The sequence below is a fragment of the Bacteroidota bacterium genome (genome assembly GCA_026391695.1).
In the GTDB taxonomy this organism is placed as follows: domain Bacteria; phylum Bacteroidota; class Bacteroidia; order Bacteroidales; family JAGONC01; genus JAPLDP01.
Window position 1 is genome coordinate 1 of record JAPLDP010000084.1, and the last position, 15,121, is coordinate 15,121.

12 protein-coding genes and 1 pseudogene are annotated in these 15,121 nt (G+C 42.3%); 6 read left to right on the plus strand and 7 right to left on the minus strand.

Features of this window, described 5'->3' with window-relative positions; genetic code table 11:
- Together NT175_12375 and NT175_12380 are read right to left on the minus strand one after the other, a co-directional pair.
- The coding region (locus NT175_12375; protein MCX6235490.1) for a hypothetical protein at positions 1-242 on the minus strand (242 nt) is incomplete at its 3' end.
- 733 nt (positions 243-975) lie between these two features.
- Positions 976-1,362 (minus strand): hypothetical protein, encoded by a 387-nt coding sequence (locus NT175_12380; protein ID MCX6235491.1) that lies wholly within the window; start codon positions 1,360-1,362, stop codon positions 976-978.
- A gap of 735 nt (positions 1,363-2,097) precedes the next feature.
- Between NT175_12380 and accC the strand changes: the two genes are divergently transcribed.
- The 5 genes and pseudogenes from accC to NT175_12405 all read left to right on the plus strand — a co-directional run bounded on the left by accC (position 2,098) and on the right by NT175_12405 (position 8,604).
- The gene (gene accC / locus NT175_12385; protein ID MCX6235492.1) at positions 2,098-3,603 is read left to right on the plus strand and encodes an acetyl-CoA carboxylase biotin carboxylase subunit; all 1,506 of its coding nucleotides are present in this window, start codon (positions 2,098-2,100) and stop codon (positions 3,601-3,603) included.
- A 381-nt stretch (positions 3,604-3,984) separates the two neighbouring features.
- A pseudogene (locus tag NT175_12390) lies at positions 3,985-4,182 on the plus strand (biotin/lipoyl-binding protein).
- Between the two features lie 63 nt (positions 4,183-4,245).
- The gene (locus NT175_12395; protein ID MCX6235493.1) at positions 4,246-5,784 is read left to right on the plus strand and encodes an acyl-CoA carboxylase subunit beta; all 1,539 of its coding nucleotides are present in this window, start codon (positions 4,246-4,248) and stop codon (positions 5,782-5,784) included.
- A gap of 75 nt (positions 5,785-5,859) precedes the next feature.
- Positions 5,860-7,056 (plus strand): hypothetical protein, encoded by a 1,197-nt coding sequence (locus NT175_12400; GenBank protein MCX6235494.1) that lies wholly within the window; start codon positions 5,860-5,862, stop codon positions 7,054-7,056.
- A 3-nt stretch (positions 7,057-7,059) separates the two neighbouring features.
- On the plus strand, positions 7,060-8,604 hold the full coding sequence (locus NT175_12405) for a glycosyltransferase family 39 protein (protein MCX6235495.1): 1,545 nt from the start codon (positions 7,060-7,062) through the stop codon (positions 8,602-8,604).
- Positions 8,605-8,632: 28 nt separating this feature from the next.
- On the opposite strand, the gene fumC is transcribed toward NT175_12405, so the two are convergent.
- From fumC to NT175_12430, 5 genes are all read right to left on the minus strand, one after another.
- Complete coding sequence (fumC, locus tag NT175_12410) at positions 8,633-10,018, minus strand: class II fumarate hydratase (protein MCX6235496.1); 1,386 nt, start codon at positions 10,016-10,018, stop codon at positions 8,633-8,635.
- Positions 10,019-10,030: 12 nt separating this feature from the next.
- Positions 10,031-10,378: an arsenate reductase (glutaredoxin) gene (arsC, locus tag NT175_12415; GenBank protein ID MCX6235497.1), complete on the minus strand. Its 348-nt coding sequence runs from the start codon at positions 10,376-10,378 to the stop codon at positions 10,031-10,033.
- A gap of 14 nt (positions 10,379-10,392) precedes the next feature.
- Positions 10,393-11,482 (minus strand): peptide chain release factor 2 gene (prfB, locus tag NT175_12420; protein ID MCX6235498.1). Its coding sequence is split into 2 segments (ribosomal slippage): positions 10,393-11,418 and positions 11,420-11,482, totalling 1,089 coding nucleotides; the frame shifts between segments, so codons are not numbered across the junction.
- The gene (locus NT175_12425) at positions 11,469-11,960 is read right to left on the minus strand and encodes a regulatory protein RecX (protein MCX6235499.1); all 492 of its coding nucleotides are present in this window, start codon (positions 11,958-11,960) and stop codon (positions 11,469-11,471) included. The genes prfB and NT175_12425 overlap by 14 nt, the downstream gene beginning before the upstream one ends.
- A gap of 35 nt (positions 11,961-11,995) precedes the next feature.
- Positions 11,996-14,269 (minus strand): NADP-dependent malic enzyme, encoded by a 2,274-nt coding sequence (locus NT175_12430; GenBank protein ID MCX6235500.1) that lies wholly within the window; start codon positions 14,267-14,269, stop codon positions 11,996-11,998.
- 168 nt (positions 14,270-14,437) lie between these two features.
- Here NT175_12430 and ruvA point away from each other — a divergent pair, with 168 nt between their 5' ends.
- Positions 14,438-15,043: a Holliday junction branch migration protein RuvA gene (gene ruvA / locus NT175_12435; GenBank protein ID MCX6235501.1), complete on the plus strand. Its 606-nt coding sequence runs from the start codon at positions 14,438-14,440 to the stop codon at positions 15,041-15,043.
- The last annotated feature ends 78 nt before the right edge of the window (positions 15,044-15,121 follow it).

Below are 15,121 nucleotides of genomic sequence, written 5' to 3' on the forward strand. Positions count from 1 at the left end.
TGAATCCTGTTATTCAGGTCAGCACCAACATCTTTTGCTTCGATGAAGCCAATGGGGATGCCTTTCTTTGTAATGATATAATCAGGTGCTCCGCACTCAATCCGGGAAGGTTCATTGGTTGCTGCCACACCGGGAAGCAAACTTTCGAGAAGGTTTCGAAGGTCAGGCCGGTAACTATGCTCCGTTGATATGCCGGATTTGTATAGTTGGTTGACTTTTTGCAGGTATTCCTGAACGGTCATTTTGAAACTTATTAGCCAATAAATTTAAGGTTTTTTCCCGAGATAACAGTGCGGGGATATTATGGGTTAAATAATATTTTTATGCGCACTCGTAGTAATTATCAGTTATTTTTTTATTTATGTACTTTTCTTTGTCTTAATACAAAGAAAAGTACCAAAAGAAAGATCAAGGCTGGACTTCTCGGCGACCCACTCCTTGAATATCCAATATCGAACATTCGAAATAGAAGTTGAATTGGAAAGCGATGTCGAAGTAGAATTGATTTTTGAAGTGTCTTGTCCTAAAATAGGGCTACACCCATATCTGACATCGAACATCACTCAATCGACAATCGCCCAATCATATTGGGTGCCCCGCCTGCAAACCCTAAGGCCTTTAAAAGGACACCGCCTCATAAAAATCCCCAGCTGGCGCGCGTTTCCGAACGCGTGCCTGGTATCAGCGCGTTTGAAACGCGCAATTCTTTAGCACGCGTCACAGAGGCGCGCTAGCATTGGGGCTAAATATTATCGATTATTTTATAAAATTCTCTTATACTGATATTTAAATACCTTAAATGCTGTCTAATAATAAATGCAGGAACAGGATCAATATGAGTTTGAAGAGTTAATGGGCGTTTTAAATCTGATCTTGAATAGTGTTGATGCCCATCGGTAGTTCGATAACATTTGCACTCACAAAATTCAAGAAACCTCAAATATTTTCTCAGAGAAATATTATCAATCTTTGCCATTACATAACGGGCAATGCAACACGCTCATTTATTCTGGAAAATTCTTTTTCCCTTATAATATCCTTAAGATAAGATTTATCTCTAAGAAGCTGATCAAGAAAGGGTTGATTATAAATGGGGTTAGGTTGATGTTTAACAATTGTCCATCCAAGCCTCTTTAATTCATCATTTAAAGTTTTTTTATTAGTAGTATACCTTAGAAACTCTTTAAGAGCGATATTAAATGAATCTCTTGCTTCTTGATCGGTATTACCATATCCAGTGATATCTAATGTAGGAGAATAAACAAAACAAATATCATTCTCTTTGAATGTGATAAGAGCCAATACAACGTTAATCTTATTTTTAGGCCCAAGATATCCGGCTTTAAATTTTAATTTACCCATTGCCCTATTAGCTTGTATAAAAAATTTAAGCGTCTGATTAGAATGCCAAAATTATAAATTCCTCTAAATGTACAAACATTTAACGCATATTAATCAAAAAAAGTTCAAGGAGGCTAATTACTATTTTGATGCGCCAGGTATATTATTTTGCAGAACTGAATTCGAATAGATTTAATTTTTTTGTTGTTAGGTTTTCTGGTATGTTATAATGCGAATAGAGGTGATGTTCACTGAAAAATAGAAGTGGCTTGAGAATGTTTTTTTATTGATGTACTTTTCTTTTGTGTGTCCAAAAGAAAAGTACGAAAAGAAAAAGACAGCCTGGGTTTTCGGCGACCCACTCCTTGAATATCCAATATCGAACATTCGAAGTAGATGGCGAAATAATGTTTGAGGTTAAAGACATTAAACAAAAGCCTCTGCTATGCAGTGTCTACTTTTACATCTAAATTGCCATATTGACTAATTGACTAATTTTCAAATTCTCAAATTAATTCCCTGCCCCGCCTGCAAACCCTAAGGCCTTTAAAAGGACACCGCCTCATAAAAATCGCTCGCGTCACAGACACGCAATAGCATTGGTATTTCATGATCGTAACCAGATATCGATATCAGTTTTTCTAATGACTGTATTTTTTTAGTGTCCGGTGACGTATGATTATTTTGTAACTTCGGACGATTTTTCCGGAAGACCTGGGCAGTTGATATCGGACTTTTTATTTAACGTGGTCGTTCATGATTAAAAAAATACTTGTTGCCAACAGGGGCGAAATAGCTGTCAGGGTGATGAGATCATGCAGGGAGATGGGAATACGCTCGGTAGCTGTTTTCTCAGAGGCAGATAGAAAATCTTTACACATCAGATATGCAGACGAAGCCTTTTTCATCGGGCCCTCACCTTCCTCTGAAAGTTACCTCGTTATAGATAAAATCATTGACGCAGCAAAAAAAAGCGGTGCAGATGCCATTCATCCGGGATATGGATTCCTCTCGGAGAACGCCCGCTTCTCAGAGCGATGTAAACAAGAGGGTATCAAGTTCATCGGTCCTTCAGCTTATTCAATTGCTACAATGGGCGATAAACTCACAGCCCGTAAAACCATCATGGCTGCCGGAATACCTGTTGTCCCTGGGTCAAAAGGGAAAATTGATGACGACGATTCAGCCGTTATAACAGCCATGGAATTAGGACTGCCGGTCATGATAAAGGCATCATCCGGTGGCGGTGGCAAAGGCATGCGTCTGGTTTACAAAAAAGAAGATATCGTCAGCGCCATGCGTGGTGCACGCTCCGAAGCTCTCTCTGCCTTTGGTGACGATACAATCTATATTGAAAAATATATCGCTTCACCCCATCATATCGAATTTCAGATACTTGCCGACAGCTTTGGACATACCATTCACCTGTTTGAACGTGAATGCTCAATACAGCGCCGCCATCAGAAAGTCATTGAAGAAACACCCTCGCCGGTCATTACACCGGAGATACGGGAAATAATGGGGCAACATGCTGTGGCTGCGGCTAAAGCCGTCAATTATGAAGGAGCCGGTACCATTGAATTTATCGTCGATGACCATCTGAATTACTATTTTCTCGAAATGAATACACGGCTACAGGTAGAACATCCTATCACTGAGCGTGTTGTCGGCGTTGATCTGGTCAAGGAACAAATCCGTATTGCCAACGGTGAGCCACTTGCCCTGAAACAGGATAAACTGCAACAATTTGGCCATGCTATTGAATGCAGGATATATGCCGAAGATCCTGACAATGGTTTCATGCCAAGCCCGGGTGTCGTCAAACATATCACTGAACCACTCGGACTGGACGTTAGAAATGACAGCTATATGTATGAAGGTTACGAAATACCCTTGTATTACGATCCCCTCATTTCAAAACTTATTGTCTGGGGAAGGACACGCGACGAGGCTATAAACAGGATGAAGCGTGCGCTCTATTCTTACAAGATCTCCGGAGTAAAGACAACCATTAAATTCCTTATGAAAATTTTGGATATTCCTGCATTCCGGCAAGGAGTTTATAATACACATTTTATTGAAGATCACAAAAAAGAGATCATGGAAACCGAACGTTGCGATGCTTTATGCGAGGATGTGGCAATAATCGCAACATATATGGATTATATTTCGAACCTGAATAAAAATTCTGCAAACCGCATGGCTCCGGTCAGGTCTAACTGGAAGGAATTTGGCAGAAGAAAGGGCATCCAGCGTTCATAATATCCTTTTGATCAGAGAACGATCATTCGGACCCTTTAAGATTTTAAGTTGAACCAAATCTGAAATCCTATGTCACTGGAAATGAATCTCAATAACCGAAAAGCCACAGTCGAGTTGCTTTACAAGGAGGAGAATAAAGTCAAAGTGGCTGTTGACAATACAATTTATGAACTGGATATCGTTAAAGTCGAAGAGGGTGTTTATTCAATTCTTTTAAATAACAGGTCATATAATATCGAATTGTTCCAGAATGGCAACAGTAATAAATATACTGTCAATACATATCTTAACACCTATAACGTTGAGATTGTGGATGCAGAGACGAAATACCTGAGAAGCCGTGAGAAAAGTATTTTTGGCCAGGCTGAAAATAAAATTTATTCTCCTATGCCCGGAAAAGTGGTCAGAATATTTGTTAAAGTCGGTGATCAGGTTAAGGAGGGCCAGACTGTGATTGTGGTTTCTGCCATGAAAATGGAAAGCGAGTTCAAAGCCAGAAAGGATGGGTATGTTAAGGAAGTTCTCACAAGTGAAGGAGCTACTGTCAACGGGAATCAAACTCTGGTCATCATTGAATGATCGCCCGATATTCAGGAGATACCGGATAATGTCTTTGGCTTATTGTTAATTAAATCATTGACTATGTCAACATTAGAAGAAAAATTCAGGCAGTTTGAAGAGCGGAATAAAGTTGCAGAATTAGGTGGGGGAAAAGAAAGAATAGAACGGCAACATAATGCCGGACGCAATACTGCCAGAGAGCGCGTCAAAGACCTTCTTGATCCCAATACTTTTGTTGAAATGGACCGTTTCGTCACCCATAGGGCACATGATTTTGAAATGGAGAAAAATAAAATCTATGGGGATGGCGTGGTTTCAGGGTATGGTAAGATTGACGGAAGGCTTGTCTATGTATTTGCCCAGGATTTCACCGTTTTTGGCGGCACCCTCAGCCGTGCCAACGCCGAAAAGATAGTTAAGGTTTCACAGCTGGCCATGAAAATGGGCGCACCATTAATCGGACTCAATGACTCCGGAGGAGCAAGGATACAGGAAGGTGTTGAAAGCCTGGCAGGTTATGCCGACATTTTTTATCTGAATGTCATGAGTTCGGGCGTCATACCGCAGATATCCGCCGTGCTCGGCCCCTGCGCCGGTGGCGCTGTCTATTCCCCTGCCATGACCGACTTTATATTCATGGTCAAGGATTCCAGCTATATGTTCGTCACCGGTCCCGACGTCATTAAGGCTGTGACCCACGAAGAAGTGACAAAAGAAGAACTTGGCGGCGCAATGACTCATAACTCCAAAAGTGGCGTGGCGCACTTTGTCGCTGAAAATGACGAACAGTGCATGATGATGATCCGCGAATTGATGACATTCCTGCCATCCAATAATATGGAAGACCCTCCTGTGAAACCATGCATGGATAATATCCATCGTGAGGATGAAAAACTCCAGACCATCGTACCTGTCGATCCCAACAAGCCATATGATATGAAGGAGATCATACTCACCGTCGTGGACGATCATCACTTCTTTGAGGTCATGCCCTATTATGCACAGAACATTATCATTGGCTTTGCACGCCTGGGTGGAAGACCTGTCGGCATCGTAGCCAATCAGCCCGATGTCCTTGCCGGTGTCCTGGATATCAATTCAGCGGTCAAAGCCGCACGTTTTGTCCGGTTTTGTGATGCCTTCAATATTCCGTTGATCACTTTTGTCGATGTACCTGGCTTTCTCCCCGGGACAGCGCAGGAATTTGGCGGTATCATTAAACATGGCGCAAAGCTTTTATATGCATTCTGCGAGGCCACCGTGCCAAAAATTACGGTTATTACCCGTAAAGCTTATGGCGGAGCCTATGACGTGATGTCAAGCAAACATATTGGCGCTGATGTCAATTTTGCCTACCCTACTGCTGAAATCGCTGTCATGGGACCAGCAGGCGCAGTGAATATTATCTTCAGGGATAAACTGTCGGATGAGGATAAAAAAATAGCTGTCGACGAATACAAGAAAACCTTTGCCAGTCCTTATAAAGCTGCGGAACTTGGCTATATCGATGAGATCATCTTTCCGAAACAAACCCGCTTTAAACTGATACAGGCATTGGAAATGACTCAAAACAAAAATAAAAACAATCCGCCCAAAAAACATGGGAATATCCCTTTATAATAATTTGATTCCCGAAAATCGACTCAATACACCTGCCCCTGTGACCTATCGGATGAATGAAACGGCTGTTACGCTATGATTAAGAAAGTATTACGTTTTTCATTTAAAATCTGTCTCTCATTTCTCTTACTCCTGTTTTGCATTTTTAGTGTCTTTTACCTTTTATGTCCTATTTATAAATTTCCTCAGCCTGGTAAATTTGAAGGTCATAGGATATACAATCCTTATGAAGATATGAATCCTTCACAATGGAAAAAAGCAAACTTTCAGATCCAGTCACGTGTTTGGCTTGGTATTACAAATGGTCGAAAAAATTCGAGTGAAAACATATATGCAAAATACCGGTTGTTGGGTTATGATGTGGTCGGTATCTCCGATTATATGAAGATCAACAGGTATGGGGAGGGAAAGCAGGGTTATGTACCTGAATATGAACATGGTTACAACATCAGAAAGACGCATCAGGTTTGCATCGGAACGAAAAAGGTTTTCTGGATCGATTACCCGCTACTACAAAATCTAAATCATAAACAGAATATCATTAATAGGCTCAGACATGACAATGAGTTGATATTTTTAGCGCATCCCTTATTCAGACATGGGTATATACCTGAAGACATGAAATACCTCACCAATTACGATGGCATAGAGGTGTTGAACAATCAACGGGTGTCGATCCGGCATTGGGATGCAGCCCTGTCAGCAGGACATTATGTCACCATTATCGGCGATGATGATGGACATGACCTGACCATCCCTGATGAAGTTGGACGCCGGTGTACTTTCATCAATACCGGAACTGCAAATCATGATGACATTATTGCCGCTCTCAAAAAGGGAAATGCCTTCGGAGCCGATATCAACTATGTCCCCGGTGAATCTTATGAAGTAAAAATAGACCGGCATAAAAATCTTCCTGTTCTCAGCCAGATAAAGATGATTGGCGATACGCTCGTTGTTGCGGCCGACAAACCTGCTTCCTTCAGGTTTATAGGTCAGGATGGACAGATCAGGAAAACAGAATCAAAAAGTTATTCTGCCAGCTATACCCTTTTACCTGATGATACTTACATCCGCAGTGAAATTTCCTTTGCTGATGGTACCACCTATTACCTTAATCCGGTTGCACGCTATAACGACCGCATTCCAACCGATCAACCCAAAGCAGTTATTGATAAAACCAAAACCAATATATTCCGGATAATTTATCTTATTATTGTCATCTCATTGGTGACTCTCATTTTTTTCAGGTACACAGGAAGAAAAAAATAGTCAATGGAGAGAACAAGCACTATTCATATTTATCTGGCTGTATTGATCATACTCTCTGCTGCTGTCAGGGCTTTTATTGCAGGTTTTGTCGAGTTGGGCAATGATGAGGTCTATTATTGGACATATGCGTTATATCCTGCCTTGAGCCATTTCGACCACCCCCCAATGATTGGATGGGTCATCCAGCTATTCACATTGAATCTTACTTTCTCTGGCGAATTTTTCTTACGTCTTCCATCTATCGTATTCGGAGCTATCAATACCTGGCTCATATATCTCATCGGCTCACGTCTTAAAAACCAGATGACAGGCTTATATGCCGCTTTTTTCTACACGGGATCGATCTATTGCTTTGTCATTACCGGGATCCTCATTTTGCCAGACACACCGCAGTTGTTTTTCTGGCTCATAAGTCTGTTCCTTTTGCTGGATATTCTTAAAAAACAAGATTTCCTTCCATCTGACCGTGTAAAGATGATTCTTGCAGGCGCTTCAATTGGCCTGGCATTATTGTCAAAATATACCTCTGCTTTTCTCTGGGCAGGAGCCTTGCTATATATTCTGTTCTTTAACAGGAAATGGCTGAGGACAAAAGAGCTCTATCTGGCCGTTTTGCTTTCTGCACTGATCTTCCTGCCGGTCATAATCTGGAATGTTCAAAACGATTTTATTAGCTTCACCTATCACAGCAGCAGGGTAGATATGACTCATTCAGGTTTCAGGCCTGTATTTTTGGCCACTGAACTGCTCGGTCAGTTTTTTTATAACAATCCGGTGAATGTCATTGTGATCATTCTCTCATTATGGGCTGTTTTAAAGCACAGGAATTTTATTGAAAAGGAGCATAAGTCAGCATTGTTGCTTTTCAGCCTGCCGCTCATCGGCATGTTCCTTGTTTTTGCCATGTTCCGTCGTACATTACCTCATTGGTCCGGACCCGGATATCTTTCTCTTATTCTTCTGGCTTCTGCCTGGCTCGATGATCGACTGAATGCATCAGGTGTGATAAAATTATTCCCTCTTTGGAATAAGATTTCGATAGTACTGATGATACTCATTCTGACAATAGGCATCCTGCAAATCAGGTATGGACTGGTGAATTCCCATAGGTTGAGATTTAATGATCCTTCTCTCGAAATGTATGGATGGAAACAACTTGAAAAGCACTTTATACCAATTTATGATCGAGATATAAAAGACGGCCGGATGAAAAAAGATGCTGTCATCATCAGCCCGAAGTGGTTTCCAGCCGCTCATCTCGATTATTACCTGGCTTACCCGAATCACATCAACCTGTTCGCCGTGAACACCTTGGAAGAGATACACAAATATGCATGGATCAACAAGGCAAGAGGAGGCTTACAGACCGGAACAGATGCGTATTATATCACGCCGGATAATTACTTCAGGAATCCTGCAGATCTTTATAAGGGTATGTTTGAGATTATTGAAGAACCTGATACCATAACTATTTACAGGGGAAAAATAAAGCTTAAGGAGGTATATGTCTACAGGATGAAGAATCTCAAAGATCCCGGAGACTTTTAGAAACCCCGGGATCTTCAGGTTGAATTCGTCAGATCATCTTTTTTGGATCGACCCATTCGGTGAACTGTTCATTTGTCACCAATCCCAGTTCCATTGCAGCCTCACGCAGTGTTTTATTTTCGGCATGTGCCTTTTTGGCTATCTTGGCTGAGTTGTCATAACCGATATACGGATTCAATGCGGTGACCAGCATTAATGAGTTTTCAAGGTTCTTCTGAATATTGACCAGGTTAGCCTGGATGCCGGCAGCACAATTATCATTGAATGAAACACAGGCATCTCCAAGCAACCGGGCTGACATCAGGAAGTTATAGATCATCACGGGCTTAAAGACATTCAGTTGGAAGTGGCTGTTCAATCCACCAACAGTAATGGCTACATCATTACCCATCACCTGTGCACAAACCATGGTAAGTGCTTCCGGTTGTGTCGGATTGACTTTACCGGGCATAATTGAGGATCCGGGTTCATTTTCAGGAAGAATAAGCTCTCCAATGCCACATCTGGGGCCGGAGCCCAGCATGCGGATATTGTGTGCGATTGCCATCAGGCTGACAGCCAGACGCTTCAATGCCCCGGAAGCTTCCACAATGGCATCATGAGCCGAAAGGGCTTCAAACTTGTTTGGTGCCGTTACAAACGGATAACCGGTGAGCTCTGCAATTTTTTTTGCGACAAGCACATCATAACCCTTTGGAGCATTTATTCCCGTTCCGACGGCCGTTCCGCCCAAAGCCAGCTCTAACAGATGAGGCAAAGTATTTCGTAAAGCTTTGAGCCCATGATCAAGTTGTGACACATATCCTGAGAACTCCTGTCCCAGAGTCAGGGGCGTGGCATCCATCAGGTGTGTGCGGCCGATTTTCACGATGACGGCAAATTCTTTAGCCTTCTTATCCAGCGTTTCCCTTAACTTTTCAACACCGGGTACGGTTATTTCCACCACTGCATTATAGGCAGCGATATGCATAGCTGTCGGAAAAGTATCATTAGAAGACTGGGATTTATTCACGTCGTCATTGGGATGAATGAATTTTTGTCCTTCTCCAAGCACACCACCATGGATGACATGGGCTCTGTTGGCAATCACCTCATTGAGATTCATGTTCGTTTGCGTGCCTGATCCTGTCTGCCATACGACCAATGGAAACTGGTCATCCAGCTTGCCATCTGTAATCTCATCACAAACCTGGCATATCAGATCTTTCTTCTCTGCCGGTAATTTTCCAAGGTCATAATTAACCAGGGCGGCAGCCTTTTTTAATGTCGCAAAAGCTCTGATAATCTCAATGGGCATTCTCCCGTCACCGATTTTAAAATTGTCCTTTGATCGTTGGGTCTGGGCTCCCCAATACTTATCGGCAGGTACCTCAACAGGCCCCATGGTGTCTTTTTCAATCCGTGTTTTCGTCATATAAATATTTTGTTAGATTAATAGATTATCAATGTTTGAGGGTGGATCGCCAATGACGGCTTTGTAGTTTTTAACAATGATTGGGCGCTGGATGAGTTGGGGGTGTTCAACCATGATTTTGATCCATTCCTGGTCAGTGAAGTTTTTACCCCTGAATCTGTCCTTGAAAATATCTTCCTGGGTGCGGATGATTTCATGTGGCCTCTTGTTGAGTCTCATCAAAATATCAGATAACTCTTTTTCACTGATGGCCTTCTTCATGTATTCGATGACTTCCACCCTGAAACCCTTGTCCTTCAGGTATTGCAACCCGGCCCTTGACTTACGGCATCGGGGGTTGTGGTAAATTTTATAGAGCATATTCCGCGTGTGTTTTATCGTTTTCCGAATTCCATCAGGTATGCCTTTATGAAATCATCTATTTCTCCGTCAAGAACAGCTTGTGCATTTGATGTTTCATAACCCGTCCGCACATCCTTGACCATTTTATAGGGTTGTAACACATAGCTTCTGATTTGAGATCCCCATTCAATTCTTTTTTTATTGCCTTCAATTTTGGCCTGCTCCTCTTTCTTTTTCCTCAGTTCGATTTCAAATAATTGCGATTTCAGCATCCTGAGGGCTTTATCCTTATTTTGCATCTGGGAGCGTGTTTCCTGGCACTCAATAATGATACTGCTGGGCTTATGCTTCAGGCGGACAGCTGTTTCGACCTTGTTGACATTTTGCCCGCCGGGGCCTCCTGAACGAAATGTATCCCACGTGATATCAGCCTGGTTTATTTCGATCTTGATATTTTCATCAACAACAGGGTAAGCATAAACTGAAGCAAAGGATGTATGACGGCGGTTGTTGGCATCAAATGGCGACAGACGGACGAGACGGTGAACGCCATTTTCTCCTTTCAGGTAACCATAGGCAAATTCGCCTTCAAATTCCAGTGTAACTGATTTCAGGCCAGCCACATCACCCTGCTGATAATCAATTTCTTTGACATTATACTTGTGGCGTTCACCCCAGCGGATGTACATCCTCATCAGCATCTGAGCCCAGTCCTGGCTTTCTGTGCCACCGGCACCAGGATTTATGTTTACAATGGCACTAAGTTTATCCTCCTCATTACCAAGCATATTCATAAATTCCAAATCCTCAATTAATTTGCGAGATTTGGAATACTGCATATCCAATTCCCTCTCCGTTCCTTCACCCAAGGTGAAAAATTCGAAAATGACTTTCAGGTCATCGAATGAACCGGCAGATTCATCAAATGACCTGGTCCAGATCTTTTTATCTTTAATGGATCGTAACACCTGTTCAGCTTGTTTCTGGTCATCCCAGAAACCTGGCTCCCGCGTCAAAGCCTCTTCATCGGCGATAAGTTTCAGCTTGTTGTCGATATCAAAGATACCTCCGCAAGGCTTCAAGCCTTTTATCAAGCTCTTTGATCATTTCAGGTGTTACCATAAGGCTGTATCATTCTTTTCACTACTTCCCACACCAACTCCGGTTCATACCCTTTCCCGATGACAAATGTAGCAACTTTTTTTTGCGTGGTCAGTATTTTTTCACTTTTAATTTGGGAAATTTTTTTCAGAATCAGCGATGTTAAAACCTGCCTGTACTCCGCCTCGTCAATTTCTTCAAGGCTCTTATGGATAAGCCTTTCAGGGATATTCAGTTGTTTCAGGCTATGAACGATTTTCAGCCTTCCCCATTTATTCATTCTGAATTGCATGCCTGCATAGGCTTTTGCAAAACGTTCCTCGTTTATATAATTCTCATTGACCAGCCGTTCGATGACAATTCCGGCAATGTCACCACTGATAGTCCATTTTTTCAGTTTCAATGAAACCTGGCTGATGCACCGTTCATACCGTGAACAATATACGGCGGCCTTAACAAAGGCTTCAATTACGTCAATCCCGACGCCTGTTTTTCCCATCTTTTACTCAGATATTTTTACACTCCATGTGCTGTTTATTTTTTTTCGTGGCCTTGAGCGTCGATAACAGCCACTGTAACGAGGTTCACGATTTCTGATACAGATGCTCCCATTTGAACGATATACACTGATTTCCGTAATCCATTGAGAATCGGTCCAATCACTTCGAATTTTCCGACTTCCTGCATGAGCTTGTAAGCTATATTGCCGGCGGTGAGGTAAGGGAAAATCAAAACATTGGCAGGGCCTCCCACTAACTTTGAGAAGGGGAAATCTTCCTTCAAAATTTCGCTGTTAAGGGCATAATTGACCTGCATTTCACCATCCACAATCAGATCAGGGTAATCCCTGTGAAGTATTTCAATAGCTTCTCTTTGCATATCGGGTATTTTACCCGGATGCGAGCCGAAGTTTGAATAGGATGCAAAGGCCACCCTTGGTTTGATATGGAACTGTTTGACGGCATGAATGGTTTGCAGCGCGATCTCAACCAGCTGTTCCTTTTGAGGATTTTTTGTCACCGTGCAATCGGCAAAGAAAAGAGGCCCTTCTTTGGTCATGATAATATACATTCCTGTGACAAGTGAAGCGCCTTCTCTTCTGCCGATGATATCCAGCACAGGATTCAACTGATCCATATAATGTCTTGTCAGCCCCGATACCATGGCATCAGCAAATCCGGTTTCGACAAGCATGGGCGCAAAATAGTTGCGGTGCATGATGGTTTCCTCGGCAGATGTTAAATTAACTCCCTTTCTCTGCATCTTATGGTAAAACATGGTGGCAAACTGTTTCCTGCGTTCTGCCTGTTCCTGTGATTTCGGATCGATGATCTCTACGCCATCCAGCTCAAGACCATTCTGATTGATGATATCATGTATCACCTGAACATTTCCGAGCAGAATAGGTTTTGCGACATTTTCATTGAGGATAATCTCAGCTGTCTTGAGCATTTTATAATTTTCAGCCTCAGCGAACACCACCCTTTTGGGATCTTTTCTGGCCCGCTCTTTTATTTGGCGTATAAGCGTATTTTGAGCGCCAAGGCGTTTGTTGAGTTCCTCAATATAGGCATCCCAATCAGTAATAGGTTTGCGTGCCACACCTGTTTCCATGGCAGCTTTTGCAACAGCAGGTGCTACCTTTGAGATCAGCCGCGGATCCATCGGTTTTGGGATAAAATAGTCTCTTCCAAAACTCAGGTTTGTTGTCTGGTACGCAATGTTGACCTCTTCAGGAACAGGTTCCTTGGCCAATTCGGCCAGGGCATGAGCAGCGGCCAGTTTCATTTCGTCATTGATGGTCGTAGCCCTGACATCGAGAGCGCCCCTGAAGATGAATGGAAAACCCAGAACATTGTTAATCTGGTTGGGATAATCTGAACGTCCGGTTGCTATTATGATATCATCACGGGTGGCAGTGGCTTCCTCGTAAGTGATTTCCGGAACAGGATTGGCCATGGCAAAAACAATCGGATTCTTAGCCATCAACAGCAGGAGCTCTTTCTTTAATGCACCGGCCACCGACAATCCAAGAAATAAATCAGCACCTTTTATGGCTTCTTCAAGCGTGTGGACATTCTTTGCCGTTGCAAACTGCTGCTTTGTCTTGTTCATGTCTTTACGGTCCTTATGCAGGACACCTTTGCTGTCAAGCATAATGACATTATCCGGATTTACACCCAATTTTATATACAACCGTGTACATGATATGGCAGCAGCTCCAGCACCATTAATGACAATTTTAATATCCCCGATCTTTTTACCAATGATTTCAAGCACATTCAATAAACCGGCTGCAGTGATGATAGCTGTGCCGTGCTGGTCATCATGCATGACAGGTATATCAAGGGCTTCCTTGATCCTGTCCTCGATTTCAAAACATTCCGGAGCTTTGATGTCTTCGAGATTAATACCACCAAAAGTCGGCGCTATAAGAATGACTGTCTCGACAAACTTATCTATATCCTTCGTGTCAATTTCAATATCAAACACATCGATGTCAGCAAACACTTTAAATAACAATCCTTTTCCTTCCATTACCGGTTTGCCGGCTGCTGCACCGATATCGCCCAAACCAAGAACGGCTGTGCCATTCGAGATGACGGCAACCAGATTCCCTTTGGCGGTGTATTTGTAAATGTCATCAGGATTTTTTTCAATCTCAAGACAAGGTTTTGCCACACCCGGTGTGTACGCAAGAGATAAATCCCTTTGAGTGCTGTAAGGTTTTGTTGGTATCACTTCAAGTTTCCCTGGCCGGCCCAACGAGTGATACAATAAAGCATCTTTTCTGATATTCGGATCCATAGTTTGAAACTTTTGAATTTTAAGTAGATTTCCTGGGTGACAAAACTAATAATTATTTGTTAAAAAAATAACAACTGAAACATTTTTGTTTTTAACCATTCGCCTGTCATTGTTTTAGATTAAATTAATATTGTAATTTTGCACCCTTTGAACCAATCATCATATACAATGTATTCATTTATTGAGGGGAAACTTGAAAAGATCACACCTGCTTGCGTAGTTGTCTATACCAGTGGGATAGGTTATCTCCTGAATATATCCCTGAACACCTATTCCCAGATTAAGGATAAGTCTGAATACAGGCTTTTCACCCATCTGGTCGTCAGGGAGGATGCCATGATACTTTTCGGTTTCGCCGATGAGGATGAACGCCACCTGTTCCGCGAACTGATCTCCGTATCCGGCATCGGACCTAATACAGCTAGAGTTATCCTCTCCTCCCTGTCACCGGCCGAAGTGCAGGATGCAATTACCTCTGAAAAAATATCTGTACTGCAATCTGTGAAAGGAATCGGAGCAAAATCAGCACAGAGAATAATTGTAGACCTTAAAGACAGGTTTACGAAAAGGGAAAATTTAATAGAATTTTCTAACCTTACACACAATAGAGCCAGGGAAGAAGCGTTATCAGGATTAATAATGCTGGGCTTTAATAAACATTTAATCGAGAAAACTCTGGACAAAATCCTTAATTCTCCCGATATCCGCCAGGGGAGAGACGCCTCGGCCTTGTCTGTCGAAGATCTGATAAAACAGGCCTTGAAGCTGTTGTAAAGGGATCGCGTCTGGAATTATGAACTGAATAACTGGGTTTTTCTTTTGGGGTATCTTACTAAAATTATAAAATCATTC

What these genes read in the sequence shown, in the direction of transcription:
- NT175_12380 (MCX6235491.1), bottom strand. Translation starts at nt 1,362, where the DNA reads ATGGGTAAATTAAAATTTAAAGCCGGATATCTTGGGCCTAAAAATAAG.
- accC (MCX6235492.1), top strand. Translation starts at nt 2,098, where the DNA reads ATGATTAAAAAAATACTTGTTGCCAACAGGGGCGAAATAGCTGTCAGG.
- NT175_12395 (MCX6235493.1), top strand. Translation starts at nt 4,246, where the DNA reads ATGTCAACATTAGAAGAAAAATTCAGGCAGTTTGAAGAGCGGAATAAA.
- NT175_12400 (MCX6235494.1), top strand. Translation starts at nt 5,860, where the DNA reads ATGATTAAGAAAGTATTACGTTTTTCATTTAAAATCTGTCTCTCATTT.
- NT175_12405 (MCX6235495.1), top strand. Translation starts at nt 7,060, where the DNA reads ATGGAGAGAACAAGCACTATTCATATTTATCTGGCTGTATTGATCATA.
- fumC (MCX6235496.1), bottom strand. Translation starts at nt 10,018, where the DNA reads ATGACGAAAACACGGATTGAAAAAGACACCATGGGGCCTGTTGAGGTA.
- arsC (MCX6235497.1), bottom strand. Translation starts at nt 10,378, where the DNA reads ATGCTCTATAAAATTTACCACAACCCCCGATGCCGTAAGTCAAGGGCC.
- NT175_12425 (MCX6235499.1), bottom strand. Translation starts at nt 11,960, where the DNA reads ATGGGAAAAACAGGCGTCGGGATTGACGTAATTGAAGCCTTTGTTAAG.
- NT175_12430 (MCX6235500.1), bottom strand. Translation starts at nt 14,269, where the DNA reads ATGGATCCGAATATCAGAAAAGATGCTTTATTGTATCACTCGTTGGGC.
- ruvA (MCX6235501.1), top strand. Translation starts at nt 14,438, where the DNA reads ATGTATTCATTTATTGAGGGGAAACTTGAAAAGATCACACCTGCTTGC.